The sequence below is a fragment of the Paramicrobacterium salitolerans genome (assembly GCF_051513965.1).
Classification (GTDB): Bacteria; Actinomycetota; Actinomycetes; order Actinomycetales; family Microbacteriaceae; genus Paramicrobacterium.
The window spans coordinates 1,550,241-1,568,148 of sequence record NZ_CP195847.1 but is presented as its reverse complement, the minus strand read 5'-3'; the positions used below and the strand labels follow the sequence as shown (position 1 = coordinate 1,568,148).

Below are 17,908 nucleotides of genomic sequence, written 5' to 3'. Positions count from 1 at the left end.
AGGGCTACAAGCGTGCAACCCAGCCAGACACGGGATGTCAGTGCGGCCGACGGAACGACCTCCATGGCGATGCCCACAATTGCAGACGCGCCCAACACCAAGGCCACAGCAGAAAAGCTCTTTGATCGAGTTGCCGCCGCAGTGCCGAAGAGTATCGCACTGGCGGCGGCCACCGCGGCCGAGACCGAACCGTTCGGCTGGGACGTGTGGAAAGGCAGAACCTCCGCTACCTGAGCGATGTGGAGTGCGGCGACGAGAGGCACTGCGCTGACCATCGAGACACACGCCCCCAGGAAGTAGCGGGCTCTGCGCTCAAGGAGGGCAACGATTGTCGCCAGAACAGCGAAGGTGAACCCGCCGATCAGAATCCTGACCGGGTGATCAGCCAGGATGAAAAGCCAGAGCACGGCGGCGGCCGCGATCACGATGCCGGTCGTGGATGTGGACACGGCGAGACTGCGGTGTCTGACGCGAAGACGCGTCACTGATTCCCGTTTCTCAGTCTTTGAGGCCGACATGCGGTCCATGATTCCTTATCGAAAGGAAACTGACGCCTCCGCACGCCGGGCTGACAAGGGAAGATGGGGATACTCTGGGAGTATGAGCAGTGTTGACGACGATGCAATCATTTCTCTGCCTGATAGGAGAGCGCCTGTGGTTGCCGACTCCGCTTTCGTCGCCGCGGGCGCAAAGATAGTTGGCGACGTTTCGCTCGGCAATGAGACGGGAGTCTGGTACAACGCAGTCTTGCGCGGCGATTCGGATGCGATCGCGATCGGTGATCGCAGCAATCTCCAGGATGGAGTGGCTGTGCATGTGGATCCAGGTCATCCGGTGCGAATGGGTACGGATGTCTCCGTTGGTCACAACGCGGTGGTGCATGGGTGCACAATCGGTGACACGGTGCTCGTCGGAATGGGCGCTGTGATACTGAGCGGAGTGAACATCGGTGATGAGGTTCTCATTGCCGGCGGCGCTGTTGTGCTCGGTGGGACAGACATCCCGTCGCGATCGCTTGTGGCCGGCGTCCCTGCGAAGGTCAGACGGCAGCTCACAGATGACGAGGTTGAGTCGATCCGAGAGAACGCTGCACACTACGTGGAGAACGCACGGCTCCATCGACGAATCTGAAGAGGAGCGAAGCTCAGCGCTTCCGCTCGGCGCGCTCGCGTCGACGATGCGCCGCCATGGCTGAACCTAGGCAAAACGCACACGCGGCCATGAGTAGCGTGCCTGGGCCGAAACGGCCGATTGCGAGAAGAATGCCTCCGATAAGGAACAGGACGACACCCACAACCGTCCAGATCTGCTCAAGCCGGGGCAACTTCATCCGGTGATTCTCTCCCTGACTCAGAACTTCTCAGATCCGACGATGATCTATCGCCGGGAGGCGCGCTGAACACAATCTAGCAACTCCTGTCCCGGCTATGAATGCGGGTCGAGATTTGGAGGGGATGACGGGAATCGAACCCGCACCATCAGTTTGGAAGACTGAGGCTCTACCATTGAGCTACATCCCCGAACGCCGGGTGGCACGCGAACAATCGTAGTACATGTTTTGGTGATCATTGACCACTTGTCTCTCGAGAGGCTTGAGAGTGAAGTTCCGCTTCCAGTGAACCTGTGCAAGGCTTGAGTCGCAGTACAGTAGAATGCTTGAGGTCATTTCGCCTGCTTATGCCTTGGTGAAGGTCCATACCGGTTCACGTGCGCCGGGGCGTAGCTCAGCTTGGCTAGAGCGCCCGCTTTGGGAGCGGGAGGTCGCAGGTTCAAGTCCTGTCGCCCCGACCATGTCCATACGTCCTCGAATGAGGAAAGAATCCAAATCACAGGAGAACGCATCAACGTGAAGACCACGGTCGAAAAGCTGAACCCGACTCGGGTCAAGCTCACTATCTCGGTCCCGCCTGAGGAACTCGAGCCGAGCATCAGCAGCGCTTACAAGGCCATCGCCGAGCAGATTTCGATTCCCGGATTCCGCAAGGGTAAAGTGCCCCCCGCGATCATCGACCAGCGGGTCGGCAAGGGCCCCGTCATCGAGCAGGCTGTCAACGAAGGTCTCGACGGTTTCTACCGTCAGGCTGTCGCAGAGGAGAACCTTCAGACGCTCGGACGTCCCGAGGCAGACGTTGCGGAATGGCCGAGCGACAAGGACTTCTCAGGCGATCTGGTCGTTACGGTCGAGGTCGACGTTCGCCCCGATTTCGACGTGCCCGCCTACGAAGGTCTCAAAGTCGAGGTAGACCCGGCTGAAGTTACCGACGCCGACATCGACAAAGCGCTCGATGAGTTGCGCACGCGCTTCGGCACGCTGGTCTCCGTGGACCGCCCAGCCAAGACCGGCGACTTCGTGCAGATCGATCTCACCGCCACTATTGATGGTGACGAGGTCGACTCTGCTAGCGGCGTCTCGTACGAGATCGGCTCAGGCGAGCTACTCGACGGGATGGATGAAGCTGTGGAGTCGCTCACTGCCGGTGAGAGCACGACGTTCGCTTCAAAGCTTCTCGGGGGAGAACGTCAAGGCGAAGAGGCTGAGATCGCTGTCACCGTCACGGCGGTCAAGGAGCGCGAGCTTCCCGAGGCCGACGATGACTTTGCACAGATCGCCAGCGAGTTCGACACGATCGGTGAGCTGCGTGAGAGTCTCGTCGAGCAGGTGAAGGGTCAGAAGACATTTGAGCAGGGCACTCAGGCGCGTAGCAAGGCCATCGATGCTCTGCTCGAAGCCGCCCAGATTCCTGTGTCTGACAACCTCATCGAGGCCGAAGTCGAGCGTCACCTCGAGAGCGAGGGTCGCCTCGAGGATGACGAGCACCGGGCCGAGGTCACAGAATCGAGCCAGAAGAACTTCCAGACGCAGATCCTTCTCGATGCGATCGTCGAGAAGGAGGGCGTCCAGGTAAGTCAGGAAGAGCTCACGCAGTACCTGATTCAGGGTGCGGCGCAGTACGGCATGGAGCCGGGAGAGTTCATCAAGATCCTTGACGAGAACGGCCAGATTCCTCAGATGGTCGGCGAGGTCGCGCGCAACAAGGCGATCGCCGTTGTACTCGGCAAGTCCGAGATCGTCGACACCGAAGGTGCACCCGTAGACCTGACGGGTTTCCTTCCGCCCGCCGATGATGAAGCGAACTCGGAGGACTCCGAGGAGACCTCGAGCGACAGCGAGTGAGCATCTCCTAAGAGATTGCAGCGACGGGACCTGGCCAGATGAGGCCAGGTCCCGTCGCTGTTGTCGAGAAGGTAGAGAGCGCATCGATCTGCCCAGGGCGAACACGCCCGACAGGCCGCATGCGCTCAAGTAGATTCGTACTGTAGCGATAACGAATGGAGCGCAACATGGCAGAGCCCCTTGTGGCCCAGAGTGTTTTTGACCAGCTTCTGAAAGACCGCATCATCTGGCTGGGCTCAGAGGTGCGCGACGAGAACGCCAATGAGATCTGCGCCAAGATCCTTCTGCTAGCGGCAGAAGACCCGAAGCGCGACATCTATCTGTACATCAACTCACCCGGCGGGTCGATCACTGCCGGAATGGCGATCTACGACACAATGCAGTTCGTTCCGAATGACATCGTCACTGTCGGAATCGGTATGGCGGCCTCCATGGGGCAGCTTCTGCTCACGAGCGGCACGAAGGGCAAGCGCTACATCACCCCGAACGCGCGGGTTCTTCTTCACCAGCCGCACGGAGGTTTCGGCGGCACAGCGAGCGACATCCAGACGCAGGCTCAGTTGATCCTCGACATGAAGCGGCGGCTGGCAGAGATCACCGCATCGCAAACGGGGAAGACCGTCGAGCAGATCAACAAGGATGGCGACCGCGACCGCTGGTTCACCGCACAGGAGGCCCTCGAATACGGCTTCGTCGACCACATTCGAGAGTCGGCGACCGATGTCACGGGCGGCGGCGGAACCGACAACTCGCAGAAGTAGCCAGAAGAGGACCACGAACTATGCAGACTCCAACGTTTGAAGCAGCGGGCAACGCCCTGCACATGCCGAACTCACGGTATATCCTTCCCAGCTTCGAAGAGCGCACGGCCTACGGTTACAAGCGGCAGGATCCGTACGCGAAGCTTTTTGAAGACAGAATCATCTTCCTTGGTGTTCAGGTCGATGACGCCTCGGCAGATGACATCATGGCGCAGCTGCTGGTCCTTGAGAGCATGGACCCGGACCGCGACATCGTGATGTATATCAACTCACCCGGTGGGTCATTCACCGCCATGACGGCGATCTACGACACCATGCAGTACATTCGCCCCCATGTTCAGACAGTGGTTCTCGGGCAGGCCGCATCTGCGGCCGCCGTCATCACTGCGGCGGGCACCCCCGGAAAGCGTCTGGCTCTCCCAAACGCGCGGATTTTGATTCACCAGCCCGCTGTAGGTCAGGCGGGGCAGGGCCAGGCCTCGGACATCGAGATTCAGGCTGCGGAGATCATGAGGATGCGGACATGGCTGGAAGAGACGCTTGCCGCTCACTCGAATCACACGAAGGAGCAGGTGCACAACGACATCGACCGAGACAAGATCCTCTCGGCGGAGGAAGCGCTTGAGTACGGTCTCATCGACCAGGTGCTGACGAGTCGGAAGAACTCGACGGCCATAACGCAGTAACTGTTCACAGTGATGAGGCCGGCCCGGACGCTCCGCGGCCGGCCTCATCTCTGACATACACGCCGCAGAGAAGCCGACTCTGTCGATAGCACGGGTTAGGCTCTTCATATGGGAATCGCCAGACTGAGGGAGGTCAGCTGATGGCGCGAATCGGTGAGAGCGCTGATCTGCTGAAGTGTTCCTTCTGTGGAAAGAGCCAGAAGCAGGTCCAGCAGCTTATCGCGGGCCCCGGTGTATACATTTGCGATGAGTGCGTTGAACTCTGCAATGAGATCATCGAAGAGCGTCTCGCAGAGGCTGGGGAGTCGTCAGCCGGCGACTTCGAGCTTCCTAAGCCCAAAGAGATCTTTGACTTCCTCGAGGAGTACGTCATCGGGCAGGAGACCGCCAAGCGATCGCTTGCTGTCGCCGTGTACAACCATTACAAGCGTGTGCGGGCGCGTTCGACGCTCTCCAGCGCGGACAGCGTGCAAGAAGACGTCGAGATCGCAAAGAGCAACATCTTGATGGTTGGGCCCACCGGCTGCGGTAAGACGTACCTCGCGCAGACCTTGGCGAAGAGGCTGAACGTCCCGTTCGCCGTTGCCGACGCAACAGCGCTGACAGAAGCTGGATACGTTGGCGAGGACGTCGAGAACATTCTTCTGAAACTGCTGCAGGCTGCGGACTACGACGTCAAGCGGGCCGAGACGGGCATCATCTACATTGACGAGATCGACAAGATCGCTCGCAAGGCGGAGAATCCTTCGATCACTCGAGATGTATCTGGCGAGGGCGTCCAGCAGGCACTCTTGAAGATTCTGGAAGGGACTGTTGCTTCTGTGCCTCCGCAGGGGGGACGGAAACATCCGCATCAGGAATTCATCCAGATTGACACGACAAACGTTCTGTTCATCGTGGCTGGCGCGTTCGCAGGACTGGAGGACATCGTGTCCTCGAGAGCAGGTAAACGCGGAATCGGATTCGGTGCTCCGCTTCATTCCAAGGGCGACGACGTCAATCTGTTCAGCGAAGTTCTTCCCGAAGATCTTCATAAGTTCGGACTCATCCCGGAGTTCATAGGGCGGCTACCTGTTCTGACGACAGTCACTCCGCTCGATCAGCATGCACTTATCGAGATTCTTACCGAACCTCGCAACGCCCTTGTGAAGCAGTATCAGCGGATGCTCCAGATCGATGGCGTCGAGCTTGAGTTCGAGCGCGACGCCTTGGAAGCGATCGCAGATCTCGCTGTCGAACGCAAGACTGGAGCGCGTGGGCTTCGCGCGATCATGGAGGATGTGCTTGGCCCCATCATGTTCGATGTGCCGTCCAACAGCGACGTGGCTCGGGTGATCGTTACTCGAGAGTCGGTGTCGGAGGGCGGCGCGCCTGTCGTGGAGCACCATACGGAGCAGCGCGAGAAGTCCGCCTGAGCGTCACAGTCCGCGTAGCAGGAGGGCGATCACAGTAACCTGCTGTCATGTCTCCTAACGATCGTTATCTGCACGGACATCACGAGAGTGTGCTCCAATCTCACGAGTGGCGAACAGCCGAGAATTCTGCAGCGTATCTTCTCGACCACTTGACCGCCGGCGCGCATGTCCTGGACGTGGGAAGCGGGCCAGGCACGATCACGGTCGATATCGCTGAACGCGTGTTCCCCGGCACGGTTACCGGCCTAGATGTGGCGCCCGATATGAAGGCTCGTGCGGAGGCCTATGCCGAGTCGCGCGGCTGTCAGAACGCGCAGTTTCGTGTCGGTGACGCCTACAGTATCGACGCCGAGGACGGAAGCTACGACATCGTCCACGCGCATCAGGTGCTCCAACATCTCGCGAACCCGGCTGCCGCGCTTGGCGAAATGATGCGAGTCCTCAAGCCCGGTGGGATCCTCGCGGTTCGCGACGTCATCTATTCGTCTACCAGCTGGAGCCCGGAGAATGACGGGCTCCGACTCTGGCTGAAGATCTACCTCGCCGCCGCACATTACTCCGGCGGCGATCCTGACATCGGGCGAAGACTCCATGCACTCGCGATCGAGGCCGGAGCGAGCTCCGTTGTCTCCTCGGCCTCCGCCTGGTGCTTCTCGACTCCCTCCGAGCGCGACTGGTGGGGCACGTCATGGGCGAATCGCGCCACTGAATCCGGTTTCGCCCGTAACGCGCTCGAATCCGGTGAAGCCCGTGTCGAAGATCTTGAAAGGATCGCTGACGCGTGGCGACAATGGGCAGCGGATGATCGCGGCTGGCTGGCAATGATGCACGGCGAGATCATCGCACGTGCGCCTGGAGACCACCGTGACGGTCGACCGGTTCAGTAGTCTTCCTCGGACTCGCTTTCGTCGTGGCGGACCGTTGCTGACCTCTCCTCGGGGTTGTATGTGATCAGCGTTCCGTCATCGAGTTCGACGATTGGACGACCCTCGAGCCACGTCAGTGTCCATGACCAGTCCGCCAGCTGAATCTCTTCGGACCTGAGCTCGTCCTCGACGCTGCGAACAGCGTCGAGGACGACATCCGGAAGGCTCGACGGGCCGGGGGTGCCGGCGTTCCATCGTGTGCCAAGCTGCATGTTTCGTCTCCTCGACTTACGCTTTCTCGGCCTCACCGAGTGTGATCTCGGACACGCCGATCGCGTCGCCCGTCACGACGGAGAGGGACTGGATGCGCCCGACCGCAGCGAGATCGCTCGCCGCAGATTGCAGCAGTGTGACGTCTTCCGCCGGGCAGGTGATGACCGCGTGCTCCACCGGGACCTTCTGCGACACCTTCGCGTCCGTCTTCGCACGGCGCACACCGATCAGGGCCTCGCTGGCGAGCTCGAGCACGCGAGCATCCCCGTCCAGGGTCAGTTCATCGGCCTCTGGCCACGGGGCAACGTGCACCGATCCCTCGCGCCACCATGACCAGGCCTCTTCAGACGCGAACGGCAGGAAGGGGGCAAACAGCCGCTGCAGCACCCCGAGAGCCTGCCGAAGCGCTGCCACAGCCGACCCACGGGCGACTGCGTCCGAACCGTATGCGCGTTCTTTTACAAGCTCGAGATAGTCATCGCAGAAGGTCCAGAAGAATGACTCAGTCATTTCAAGCGCGCGGGCGTGATCGTACGAGGCGAAGCAACGCGAGGCTTCTGCGACGACCTGACGGAGCGACGACAGCATGCTGAGATCCAACGGCTCGGTGACTTCATCATCTGCCGAAGCCTCGAAGCCGAGAATGAACTTCGATGCGTTCAGGATCTTGATCGCCAGGCGTCGCCCGATCTTGATCTGCGTGGGGTTCTGCGGGTCGAAGGCTGCGTCGGTGCCGAGTCGTGACGATGCGGCCCAGTAACGCACAGCATCCGACCCGTGCTTCTCCAGCATGTCGGCAGGAGTGACCACATTGCCCTTGGACTTGGACATCTTCTTGCGATCAGGATCGACGATGAATCCGCTGATCGACGCATGGCGCCAGGGCTTCTGATCGTCTTCCAGCACCGAGCGAAGCATCGTGGAGAAGAGCCAGGTGCGGATGATGTCCTGTCCCTGCGGACGCAGATCGAACGGGTGAACGAGACCCCAGAGCTCAGCGTCACGCTCCCAGCCTCCGGCGATCTGCGGGGTGAGGGAGGAGGTAGCCCAGGTATCCATCACATCGACCTCGCCGACAAACCCACCGGGAGTTCCTCGCTGGCTCTCGTCGAAGCCAGGGGCCGGGTCACTCGATGGGTCAACGGGCAGGGCCGCCAGATCGGGAACGATCGGCGAAGAATAATCAGGCTCGCCCGCGCCGTCGAGTCGGTACCACAGTGGGATCGGGACGCCGAAGAAGCGTTGGCGCGACACAAGCCAGTCACCGCTGAGACCACCGACCCAGTTCTCATATCGCACCCGCATGAAGTCCGGATGCCATGTGAGCTCTGAGCCAAGTTCGAGAAGTCGGGCTTTGAGCTTTTCGTCCCGAGCGCCGTTCGTGATGTACCACTGGCGAGTTGAGACAATCTCGAGTGGTTTGTCGCCCTTCTCGAAGAACTTCACGGGATGGGTGATTGGCTTCGGCTCGCCAATGAGGTCTCCCGACTCGGAGAGGAGCTCCACGACGGCTTTCTTTGCGCTGAACACAGTCTTGCCAGCGAGCTGCTCGTAGGCAGCTAAACCCTCAGCACTCGTGATCGCCGACGGTGCCTCCCGGAGGATCCGCCCGTCGAAGCCGATGATCGTGCGGTTGGGAAGATCCAACTCACGCCACCAGACGACGTCGGTGACGTCACCGAAGGTGCAGATCATTGCGATACCGGCACCCTTGTCGGGCTGTGCGAGGTGGTGAGCGAGCACAGGCACCTCAACGCCGAAGACCGGTGTTGTCACAGTTGTACCGAAGAACTTCGCATACCGCTCGTCATCGGGGTGCGCAACGAGTGCGACGCAGGCAGGAAGCAATTCCGGACGTGTGGTCTCGATTTCAATCGTCCCGCCGTCCGCGCGATGGAATGCGACTCGGTGATATGCGCTCGGCTGTTCTTTGTCTTCGAGTTCGGCCTGCGCGACAGCGGTGCGGAACGTGATGTCCCACAGCGTGGGAGCCATCGCCTGATACGCTTCGCCGCGCTTCAGACTGTTCAGAAACGCGTGCTGGCTCGTCTTCAGCGATTCCTCACCGATGGTGCGATAACTCTGCGTCCAGTCCACAGAGAGCCCGAGATCTCTCCAGAGTGCTTCGAACTGCTTCTCATCCTCGACGGTGAGCTTTTCACACAGCTCGATGAAGTTGCGACGCGAGATCGGCTGTTGATCCGCGGCTTTGATGCTCTTGCCGTTTCCGTTGTACGGCGGAACGAAGTCAGGCTCGTAGGGGAGGCTTGGGTCGCAGCGCACACCGTAATAGTTTTGAACCCGACGTTCGGTTGGGAGGCCGTTATCGTCCCATCCCATGGGATAGAAGACGGTCTTTCCGCTCATGCGCTGATAACGAGCGATCACGTCGGTGTGGGTGTAGCTGAACACATGGCCGATGTGGAGCGAGCCGGACGCCGTCGGTGGAGGCGTGTCGATTGAATAGACACACGAGCGTCCGCCCTCAGCTGCGGCGGCCCGGTCGAATCGGTATGTCCGATCGTCCTCCCAGACACGGCCCCACTTCGCTTCTAGGCCTTCGAGCTTCGGTTTGTCGGGAACGTTGGTCATGGTAAAGACTCCGATTCGATATGGGCGGCACCGTGTGAACGTGCCTGGAAGAGGTTTCAGACCATCGTAACTGTCTTTGTGCACTGCGCAGAATGAGAGCGTTCCCTGGACGTTCAGTGGGAATCTCTTTCGTCTGTCACCCCTAAAGTGGGGGTATTCGACGAATGGCTGGTGATCCACTCATGTCCACGACGACGAGCGGACGCACGACCGGAGTGCGGACCGACATACAAGGGCTGCGGGCGATAGCGGTCGGCCTAGTGGTGGTTTTCCACCTCATGCCGTCCGTCCTCCCCGGTGGTTACGTCGGCGTGGACGTCTTCTTCGTGATCTCGGGTTTCCTCATCACTGCCCATCTGCTTCGAGAGATCGATTCGAGCGCTCGCGTGAACTTGCCTCGATTCTGGGCACGGCGCGCGCGACGTCTGCTTCCGGCCGCGTTGCTCGTCCTCATTCTGACTGTCGCCGGGGTGTGGATACTCGTACCTACCGGCTTCAAACCGGACTTCCTGTCTCAAGTCGCGGCGTCGGCGCTCTATGTCCAGAACTGGACACTCGCGGATCAGGCTGTCGACTACATGGCAGCGGAGGCGCAGGCATCACCAGTACAGCATTATTGGTCCCTCTCGACTGAGGAACAGTTCTACATCATCTGGCCGCTCATCATGGTGGCTGCGCTGTGGTTGGCGCTGCGATCCAAGCGCAGCCCCTATCGCGCGTTCGGAATCGCGATCGGCCTCGTCGCGGTGGTGTCATTCGCGTGGTCGGTATGGAACACCGCGTTCGATCCTGCGGCGGCCTACTTCGTGACGACGACACGCGCATGGGAGTTTGCGCTCGGAGGTCTTACAGCTCTTCTGGTGGCGGCAAAGCCCGATCTCGTCGATTCGATCCCCCAACGCGTGCGCTCCGCTCTCGCATGGGCGGGGCTAGCAGGAATCGTCGTGAGCGCTGTGCTGTATACAGGCAGCACGCCGTTCCCCGGCTACACGGCGGCGCTCCCGGTCTTGGCGACCGTGGCGGTCATCATCGCGCACGACCCGGAGCCGCGTTGGTCTCCTCGACGTGTTCTCGCTGTTCGGCCGATGCAATGGCTTGGGGACGTGTCATACAGCGTCTATCTGTGGCACTTCCCACTCATCACACTCGCTCCCTTCGTTCTGAAGCGCGGGCTAACGGGGTTCGATCTCACCTTCATCGCGGTGCTGACGCTTCTGCTGGCATGGGCATCGAAGGAGTGGGTGGAGGACCCGATTCGGACCGGTGTCACTGCAGGTTGGCGCCCGCGCCTTACTTTCGCCTTCACAGCGGCGTCAATGGCTGGCGTGGTCGCGGTCACCGCGCTCGGGGTTGGAGCCGCTGATCAACAGGTCGAAAACCGTCAGGCTGAGCTCAAGAGCATCGTCGCGAGCGACGAGCCGTGCTTTGGCGCCGCGGCGCTCGAACCAGGATCCGGCTGCGAGGTCGAGCCCGCGACGGCTGCGGTGCCTGACCCGGCTCTTGTCGATAAGTCTCCAGAACGATGCATCACGAACACTCGTGATGATGAGCTCAAGGTGTGCGAATACGGTGTCGACGAGAAGGATGCCGATCATGTGATCGCCCTCGTGGGCGATTCGCACGCAGAGCAGTGGCTGAGTGCCATCTCGATCGCGGCTGAAGATCACAACTGGCATGTGAAGGTCCTGACGAAGGCATCCTGTCCGTTCATCGGAGTTGACCGTGACGAGCCGAACAAGTCAGATGCAGAGACTGCCAGCCTTGTCGACACGTGCCGGACCTGGAATGACGAGGCCATGGACTACCTGCAGCACTCCGGCGATATCGACACCATCGTCACATCAGCGAAGTCGGCCAACCCCGTCGAGGCTGCGCCAGGGGAATCATGGCAGGAGACCGCTGCGACTGCTTACGAGGAGCGCTGGAGTGAGCTGCCCGACAGCATAAGCAGCATCATCGCTGTTCGGGATACACCTCACATGAACAAGGACGTGCTCAACTGTGTAACGGTGAGCGGGAAGAATGCAGCCACGGACTGTGCCGTTCCGGAGGATGAGGCGTTTGACGAGGACCCGCTTGCGGAGGCCGCCGAGAAGACCTCTGACTCACGCGTTTCACTCGTCGATATGAGCGACTACTTCGTCGTTGACGGTGAGTGTCCACCGGTGATCGGGGGAGTGCTTGCGTTCCGTGACACGCACCACATCAGCTGGGTGTACTCGTCGACGCTCGCCACTCCATTCGGGGACATGCTCGATGACGCAATTGCGACTACCAGCGCCTAGCGTTGATGGGGGACGTGGAGGACGTTGCGCAACAGCTCGAGGGTGTAGGGATGCTGAGGAGCCTCGAGAACTTTCTCAGTTGGCCCGCGTTCGACGATGCGTCCCCGCCGCATAACCGCGATCTCATCGCTCATATGCCGGATTACGCCGAGATCGTGACTGATGAGGAGATAGCCGATCCCGCGTGCGCGTTGGAGGTGGTCGAAGAGATCCATGATATGGGCGGCCACACTCGCGTCCAACGCAGACACCGCTTCATCGAGGATCAACAGTTCAGGATCGCCAGCTAGCGCACGAGCGATGGAGACGCGCTGACGCTCACCTCCGGAGAGCGCCGCCGAGTTCCGCTCGAGAAGCTCGGGTGCGAGCCGCACATCCTGAAGTAGACGCAGCACAGCACTGTCACGATCGGCACGGCTGACCCTGGCATCCTCGAGCGCGTCTGTGAGGATGCGACGAACGTTCCAACGCGGGTCGAAGGAGCCGAGGCTGTCTTGGGAGACGAAACCGACGCGGCGTCGCCGAAGCCGTCGCTTCCGTTCGGCTAGGGGCACCCAGCTCTCGCCGTCCAGCGTCACCTCGCCCTCGAGCGGTTTCTCGAGTCCAACCAATATGCGGGCGAGCGTGGACTTTCCGGATCCGGATTCGCCGACTAGCCCCAGTGTGCGTCCTCCACGCAGGCAGATCTCGACGTCGTCGACCGCCCGAATGGGCAGGCGTCGCTGCGCGAATTCGCGTGAGATCCCGCGTGCGTCTAGGCGTGCGTCTCGCCGCTGAGAAGCGGTGGTCGGTGCCTCGGAATTCGGGCCGGGGACGAGCGGGACGCCGCGAGGTGCCGTCGAAGGAATAGACGACAGCAAAAGACGTGTGTGCTCGGAGGAAGGCCGGGTGAAGAGCTGTTCGCGCGTCCCCGATTCCACGATGCGGCCTTTGTGCATCACGAGAACCCTGTCGGCGATTCTCGAGACGACGCCGAGGTCGTGGCTGATGAGGAGGAGTCCCATACCGTCGGTGCGAAGCGAATCAAGGAGGGAGACGACGCGGCTCTGGGTCGAAGCGTCCAACGCCGTGGTCGGTTCATCGGCGATGAGCAGTCTCGGCGCGGCAGCTATCGCTGATGCGATGAGCGCGCGCTGACGCTGGCCCCCCGAGAGCTGATCTGACCTCCTGCGGCCGAGTTCCTCGCTTCGTGGAAGACCTACTCTCATCAGTAGACGGTCGATCTCCGCACGGCGCGCTGAACGATCGGCAGGGGAGTGGAGTTTGACCGCCTCGTCGATCTCGGAGACGACCGGTCTCAGTGGGTCGAGCGATCCCATTGCATCCTGAAGCACAAAGCCGATCTCTTTGCCACGGAGTCCGCGCCAGTCCCGCTCTGATGTCTGCCGCAGATCCCTCCCAAGGAACTCGTGAGTGTCAGAGCGAGTCTCGGCCCCGCTCAAGCCGATCAAACTCCTGGCGGTGACGCTCTTGCCCGAACCCGATTCGCCGACGAGGGCGACGCATTCTCCTTTAGAGATCGTGAGATTGACGTTCTCGACGACATTACGAGTATTGAACCTGACTGAAAGGCCTGAGACATTGAGCAGCTGAGTCATATCTCACTTCCAGTCCGTCGAGCGAGGGTTCTGCCAATGACGGTGAACGACATGGTGGTAGCAAGGATCATCAGACCGGGCATGATCGTCAGCCAGGGAGCGGTTTGGATGTAGATTCGCCCCGCGTTCAGCATTGCGCCCCATTCCGGAGAAGGGGGCTGGGTGCCAAGGCCGAGATAGCTCAGCGACGCAGCCCACACGACTGCCTGACCTATTCCAAGCGTCGCGATAACGGTCAGCGGCGCGAGAGTGTTCGGGGCGATCGTCCTCGTGAAGATGCGCAGAGGGTGATGTCCAAGCACGACCGCTGCCGATACGTAGCCCGAGTGTCGCACGCGCTGCGCCTGCCCGAGAAGGATTCGAGCGTAGCCAGGAGCTGTCGACAGCCCGACAGCAACGATGACGGATATCGGCCCCGGGCCTACGACAGTGATCACGATGAGTGCGAGCAGCAAGCCTGGGAAGGCGAAGAACAGCTCGATCACGCGGCCGACGACAGCCGAGGCAATTCGTCCCATAAGCCCGCTTGTGAAGCCGAGGAGGGTTCCCAGCGCGAGCCCGAGCGACGTAGCGGCCGCACCGATCAGGAGAGAGGTCCTGGCTCCGTAGATGGCTCGACTCAGAACATCCCTGCCGGACTCGTCCGTTCCGAATGGGTGTTTCCAGTTGGGTGGGGAGAACGCCTGGGTGGGGTGAACAGAGAGCGGATCGTACGGCGCGAGAGCACCGGGAAAGACCGCACACGCGATGATGGTCCCGGCGATGACAGCGGCGACGATCGCACCGACACGGCGTCTCGATGGTGCCTCATGACGACGGGTCCGAATCTCGATGTCACTCATGAGCGCCGCCCTGTGCGTGGATCGACTACTCTGGTGAGGCCATCGGCGACGATCATGATGATGACGTACGCGAGTGCCGTCACGAGGACGATGCCGGTGACCAGGGGGACGTCTCGGTCGAGAACTGCCTTCACCAGGCTCCGTCCCACGCCTGGTCTCGCAAAGATCGTCTCTACGACGACCGCGCCACTGACCAGGTAGCCGAAAGCCCAGGCAGTGAGGTTGACCCCGGGAACGGCTGCGTGGCGCAGGGCATGGACGAGACGTACGCGGGTAGGGCTTGCGCCTCTAGAACGGGAGGTCAGAGCGAACGGCGATTCTAAGGCATCGAGAAAGGCGTCGCGCATCACTTGCGCGAGAAAGCCAGCGATGGGGATGCCCAATGTCAACGTCGGAAGAACCAGACCCGACCATGTGCCGGTGCTCACGGGTGGCAGGATCCCGAGGCCGGTGCTGAATGTGACTATGAGAATCACTGCGAGCCAGAAATGGGGCAAGGATGCCGCGGTGAGCTCCAGCGCATTGCCGACGACGGCGCTGAGCCGAGAGCCACGGGTCGAATAGAGAGTCAGGAACACAGCAAGCAGCCAGCCCACGAGCAACGAGCTGAGAGCAAGCACCATCGTGGACAGGAGGAGGGGCCCGATCACGGCGCTCACCGACTCGCGAAGGGAATAGGACATTCCAAGTTCCCCTGTCACGAGACGAATCAGCTGACGCCCATATTGAATCAGGATCGGGTCGTCGAGACCGTACTCGCGACGCACGTGCGCAAGCGCTTCGTCCGATGCCTGGGAACCAGGACCGCCGAGGATGGCCTCTGCGGGATCACCTGGTATGAGCCTCATAGCGAAGAAGACGATGGTCGCTGCTGCCCACACCACGATCAGCCCGCCTCCGAACCGGTATGCGATCCAGCTGACTGCCTCCCCCGGGGGCGGTCGTGGCACCCTTTTGCGTCTCCGTCACGAAGGGAGTCCTCTACTCGGTGAAAGCAGCATCCACGAAAGTCGGCGTCGAAAGCGTCGGCATTGCTCGAACACCGGTGACGTCCGGAGAGATCAGGAAGGTGTTGAGCTGATCGTAGAGGGGTACGATGTAGTGTCCGTCCAAGATAAGGTTCTGGGCTGTTTCGTACAATGATGCGCGTTCATCGGCATCTTGGGAAGAAGATGCCTTCTCGAGAGCGTCGTCGAGTTTGGGGAGCGCAACCTGCGAGTGGTTGGCGAAGTAGCCGCTCGGCGCGGGCTCGATGCCTGACGAGTGGTACAGGATCCTGAGTACATCGGCGCCCACCTTCGTATAAGGGGCACTCACCAGATCGTAGTCATTCTGGCCGAGCGCCGCGTACCAGGTGGACAGATCCATGAGCTCGATGTTGATCTCAATGCCGAGATCCTTTGCTCCAGCGGCAATCTGATCGAACAGAGACTGTTCAGCGGGGATCGACTGTGCCGTGCTCACGGGAAAGTCCAGGCTGAGACGGTTCCCATCCTTCACTCGATAACCGTCCGAGTCGCGCTCTGACCAGCCTGCATCGTCCAGGAGGGCGTTGGCGCCATCCACATCGAGCGTGAAGTCCTCCGGAGCGCTCACCGCGAGAGGCTCCGCGCTCGACAGTGGCGAATATGAACGTTCAACAGTGTCGAAGAAGAGCGACGAGATGCCCGCATTGATGTCAATTCCCGTTGCGAAGGCCTCTCTCACCTTGGGATCATCGAACGGTGCTTTGCCCGCGTTGAGCTCAAGACGGTTGGATGCCCCTGTTCGGGGCGCGTCAAGCACTGTGAAGTTGCCGTCTTTCTGCGCTTGCGCGAGTACATCAGGCTGAACGTTGTCGATCATGTCGACGTCGCCGCTCTGGAGAGCGGCGTAGCGAGAAGCGGCATCGGGGATGAAGCGCCATTCGATCGAGTCGAATTCTGCGGGTCCGTCGTTCTCGGCATCGGCCGGTGCTGAGTTGTAATCGTCGTTCCTGATGAATGTGATGTGATCTTGGTGAACCCACTCATCCACGGTGAAGGGTCCGGTCCCAATCGGTGACTCGCAGTTCTCATCCATTCCACGTTTGATGCCTGCGGGAGACTCGATTCCGACCCAGGTCTGGGACAGCGACTCGAGGAGTGCACTGTCCGGCGACGAGAGATGGAAGCGTGCATGCGTGGCGTCGACTGACTCGACAGATTCGATTTTCTGCACTGCGAGATAGCCGGTTGATGAGGCCGTCTCCGGGTCCTGCAGATGAGCGATGTTCGCTGCGACCGCGTCCGCGTCGAACGGTGTTCCATCCGTGAAAGCGACATCGTCGCGCAGTGTGAAGTCCCATGTCAGGCCATCTTCGGAGACCGTCCAGTCGGTGGCGAGCCAGGGGATAATCGTGCCATCTGCATTTCGGGAGACGAGAGACTCGATAACCTGCCCTCCAGCGAGGGCCTGGGGGTAGTTGCCTCCCACGTGCGGGTCGAGGCAGTCCGGCTCAGCGTCTCCGGTCGCGTATACGAATGTTCCACCAGAGACAGGTTTGTCAGCGTCGACAGAGTCAGCTGCACTGCAGCCGGAAGGGACGAGAGCCGCAGTCGCACTGACTGTCACGAGTCTCACGAGCGACGAGAAGCGCATGGGAGGAGAGCCTTTCGGGAGTTCGGACACCTGTTACTGGATGGGGTCTATTAAACAAGCCTATGACAGAATGAGAGCGCCACGGGAGGAGCTCACGCTATGGCAGAGAAGAGAGGGGTTGGTCGCCCCCGCCGGTCGTCACGGCGCACGCTCGAGGAGGCGGCCGCAGAGCTGTTTCTGGAGCAGACGTACGACGGCACCACGGTCGACGAGATCGCTCTGCGGGCTGGAGTGAGCCGCAACACGTTCTTCAACTACTTCGACGCGAAGAGCGATGTGCTCTGGGTTGACCTCGATGAGATGATCGGCGCTCTCGATGGGGTGCTGGCTCGGACAGAGGCATCCGGAAACGTCATCGACGACGTGCACGATGCTCTGATCTCTGTCACGTCCGATGTGCCGGCCTCTCGCGTGCCATGGGCGTTCACACAGACGGACCTGATGGGACTCCGCGACGAACTCCAGGCTTCCGGGCTGGCGCGTGTGCTTGCTGTGAGCCGTGTGCTCGAAAGGTATGTGGAGAACCGGGTCTCAGAGTCGACAGCCCCGAGAGCGAAAGCCGCGGCAGTGTCGATCACGGCGGCTGCCGCCGCTGCGGCTTCCCAATGGGCGAACGCCGGCGTGTCACGGCATCCTCTCTCTGAATACATGTGGGATGCCATCGACCCGGTGTGCACCGGTTTTCGACCAGTCTTCGTCTGAAGACCCGGTGTCCTCTGACGCGCTCTGCAGAAGGTAGAATGCTGTCAGCGACTATGAACCGGCTATCACCGGGGAGTCTTCGGAAGAACGGCCG

The 17,908-nt window shown here is 60.9% G+C and carries 15 protein-coding genes and 2 tRNA genes; 10 read left to right on the top strand and 7 right to left on the bottom strand.

Features of this window, described 5'->3' with window-relative positions; genetic code table 11:
- Positions 1-63: 63 nt before the first annotated feature.
- Entirely contained in the window at positions 64-234 is a 171-nt protein-coding gene (locus ACSAGD_RS07480; RefSeq protein WP_437585075.1) for a hypothetical protein, read from the top strand.
- Between the two features lie 366 nt (positions 235-600).
- On the top strand, positions 601-1,131 hold the full coding sequence (locus ACSAGD_RS07475) for a gamma carbonic anhydrase family protein (protein ID WP_437585074.1): 531 nt from the start codon (positions 601-603) through the stop codon (positions 1,129-1,131).
- 315 nt (positions 1,132-1,446) lie between these two features.
- On the opposite strand, the gene ACSAGD_RS07470 is transcribed toward ACSAGD_RS07475, so the two are convergent.
- A tRNA-Gly gene (locus ACSAGD_RS07470) sits at positions 1,447-1,520 on the bottom strand.
- A 193-nt stretch (positions 1,521-1,713) separates the two neighbouring features.
- Between ACSAGD_RS07470 and ACSAGD_RS07465 the strand changes: the two genes are divergently transcribed.
- The 6 genes from ACSAGD_RS07465 to ACSAGD_RS07440 all read left to right on the top strand — a co-directional run bounded on the left by ACSAGD_RS07465 (position 1,714) and on the right by ACSAGD_RS07440 (position 6,924).
- Positions 1,714-1,791: transfer RNA gene (locus ACSAGD_RS07465), tRNA-Pro, on the top strand.
- A gap of 55 nt (positions 1,792-1,846) precedes the next feature.
- Entirely contained in the window at positions 1,847-3,175 is a 1,329-nt protein-coding gene (gene tig / locus ACSAGD_RS07460; protein WP_437585073.1) for a trigger factor, read from the top strand.
- A gap of 167 nt (positions 3,176-3,342) precedes the next feature.
- A complete protein-coding gene (locus ACSAGD_RS07455; RefSeq protein WP_437585072.1) occupies positions 3,343-3,936 on the top strand; it encodes an ATP-dependent Clp protease proteolytic subunit in 594 nt (197 codons plus the stop codon).
- Between the two features lie 20 nt (positions 3,937-3,956).
- On the top strand, positions 3,957-4,622 hold the full coding sequence (locus ACSAGD_RS07450) for an ATP-dependent Clp protease proteolytic subunit (protein ID WP_437585071.1): 666 nt from the start codon (positions 3,957-3,959) through the stop codon (positions 4,620-4,622).
- Between the two features lie 140 nt (positions 4,623-4,762).
- Entirely contained in the window at positions 4,763-6,037 is a 1,275-nt protein-coding gene (gene clpX, locus ACSAGD_RS07445; protein WP_437585070.1) for an ATP-dependent Clp protease ATP-binding subunit ClpX, read from the top strand.
- Between the two features lie 47 nt (positions 6,038-6,084).
- Positions 6,085-6,924, top strand: a complete 840-nt coding sequence (locus ACSAGD_RS07440; protein WP_437585069.1) for a methyltransferase domain-containing protein — start codon at positions 6,085-6,087, stop codon at positions 6,922-6,924.
- Here the strand turns inward: ACSAGD_RS07440 and ACSAGD_RS07435 are convergent.
- Both ACSAGD_RS07435 and valS read right to left on the bottom strand, forming a co-directional pair.
- Positions 6,918-7,175 carry a hypothetical protein gene (locus ACSAGD_RS07435; protein ID WP_437585068.1) on the bottom strand — a complete coding sequence of 86 codons (258 nt, stop codon included), beginning with the start codon at positions 7,173-7,175 and terminating at the stop codon, positions 6,918-6,920. The genes ACSAGD_RS07440 and ACSAGD_RS07435 overlap by 7 nt on opposite strands.
- 16 nt (positions 7,176-7,191) lie before the next feature.
- Complete coding sequence (valS, locus tag ACSAGD_RS07430; RefSeq protein WP_437585067.1) at positions 7,192-9,768, bottom strand: valine--tRNA ligase; 2,577 nt, start codon at positions 9,766-9,768, stop codon at positions 7,192-7,194.
- Between the two features lie 182 nt (positions 9,769-9,950).
- Between valS and ACSAGD_RS07425 the strand changes: the two genes are divergently transcribed.
- Complete coding sequence (locus tag ACSAGD_RS07425) at positions 9,951-12,053, top strand: acyltransferase family protein (protein WP_437585066.1); 2,103 nt, start codon at positions 9,951-9,953, stop codon at positions 12,051-12,053.
- On the opposite strand, the gene nikE is transcribed toward ACSAGD_RS07425, so the two are convergent.
- The 4 genes from nikE to ACSAGD_RS07405 are packed head-to-tail and all read right to left on the bottom strand — an operon-like array spanning position 12,050 to position 17,112.
- A complete protein-coding gene (nikE, locus tag ACSAGD_RS07420; protein WP_437585065.1) occupies positions 12,050-13,651 on the bottom strand; it encodes a nickel ABC transporter ATP-binding protein NikE in 1,602 nt (533 codons plus the stop codon). The two genes, ACSAGD_RS07425 and nikE, sit on opposite strands and share 4 nt — an antisense overlap.
- On the bottom strand, positions 13,648-14,493 hold the full coding sequence (locus ACSAGD_RS07415) for an ABC transporter permease (RefSeq protein WP_437585064.1): 846 nt from the start codon (positions 14,491-14,493) through the stop codon (positions 13,648-13,650). The genes nikE and ACSAGD_RS07415 overlap by 4 nt, the downstream gene beginning before the upstream one ends.
- Positions 14,490-15,443, bottom strand: coding sequence for an ABC transporter permease (locus ACSAGD_RS07410; RefSeq protein ID WP_437585063.1), 954 nt, complete (start codon positions 15,441-15,443; stop codon positions 14,490-14,492). The genes ACSAGD_RS07415 and ACSAGD_RS07410 overlap by 4 nt, the downstream gene beginning before the upstream one ends.
- Before the next feature lie 31 nt (positions 15,444-15,474).
- Positions 15,475-17,112 (bottom strand): ABC transporter substrate-binding protein, encoded by a 1,638-nt coding sequence (locus ACSAGD_RS07405; protein ID WP_437585062.1) that lies wholly within the window; start codon positions 17,110-17,112, stop codon positions 15,475-15,477.
- Positions 17,113-17,211: 99 nt separating this feature from the next.
- Between ACSAGD_RS07405 and ACSAGD_RS07400 the strand changes: the two genes are divergently transcribed.
- Positions 17,212-17,814 (top strand): TetR/AcrR family transcriptional regulator, encoded by a 603-nt coding sequence (locus tag ACSAGD_RS07400; RefSeq protein WP_437585061.1) that lies wholly within the window; start codon positions 17,212-17,214, stop codon positions 17,812-17,814.
- Positions 17,815-17,908 lie beyond the last annotated feature (94 nt).

Excerpts from the sequence above, each read along its gene's own strand:
- ACSAGD_RS07480 (WP_437585075.1), top strand. The coding sequence starts at position 64 with ATGGCGATGCCCACAATTGCAGACGCGCCCAACACCAAGGCCACAGCA.
- ACSAGD_RS07475 (WP_437585074.1), top strand. The coding sequence starts at position 601 with ATGAGCAGTGTTGACGACGATGCAATCATTTCTCTGCCTGATAGGAGA.
- ACSAGD_RS07455 (WP_437585072.1), top strand. The coding sequence starts at position 3,343 with ATGGCAGAGCCCCTTGTGGCCCAGAGTGTTTTTGACCAGCTTCTGAAA.
- ACSAGD_RS07450 (WP_437585071.1), top strand. The coding sequence starts at position 3,957 with ATGCAGACTCCAACGTTTGAAGCAGCGGGCAACGCCCTGCACATGCCG.
- clpX (WP_437585070.1), top strand. The coding sequence starts at position 4,763 with ATGGCGCGAATCGGTGAGAGCGCTGATCTGCTGAAGTGTTCCTTCTGT.
- ACSAGD_RS07440 (WP_437585069.1), top strand. The coding sequence starts at position 6,085 with ATGTCTCCTAACGATCGTTATCTGCACGGACATCACGAGAGTGTGCTC.
- ACSAGD_RS07435 (WP_437585068.1), bottom strand. The coding sequence starts at position 7,175 with ATGCAGCTTGGCACACGATGGAACGCCGGCACCCCCGGCCCGTCGAGC.
- valS (WP_437585067.1), bottom strand. The coding sequence starts at position 9,768 with ATGACCAACGTTCCCGACAAACCGAAGCTCGAAGGCCTAGAAGCGAAG.
- ACSAGD_RS07425 (WP_437585066.1), top strand. The coding sequence starts at position 9,951 with ATGTCCACGACGACGAGCGGACGCACGACCGGAGTGCGGACCGACATA.
- nikE (WP_437585065.1), bottom strand. The coding sequence starts at position 13,651 with ATGACTCAGCTGCTCAATGTCTCAGGCCTTTCAGTCAGGTTCAATACT.
- ACSAGD_RS07415 (WP_437585064.1), bottom strand. The coding sequence starts at position 14,493 with ATGAGTGACATCGAGATTCGGACCCGTCGTCATGAGGCACCATCGAGA.
- ACSAGD_RS07405 (WP_437585062.1), bottom strand. The coding sequence starts at position 17,112 with ATGCGCTTCTCGTCGCTCGTGAGACTCGTGACAGTCAGTGCGACTGCG.
- ACSAGD_RS07400 (WP_437585061.1), top strand. The coding sequence starts at position 17,212 with ATGGCAGAGAAGAGAGGGGTTGGTCGCCCCCGCCGGTCGTCACGGCGC.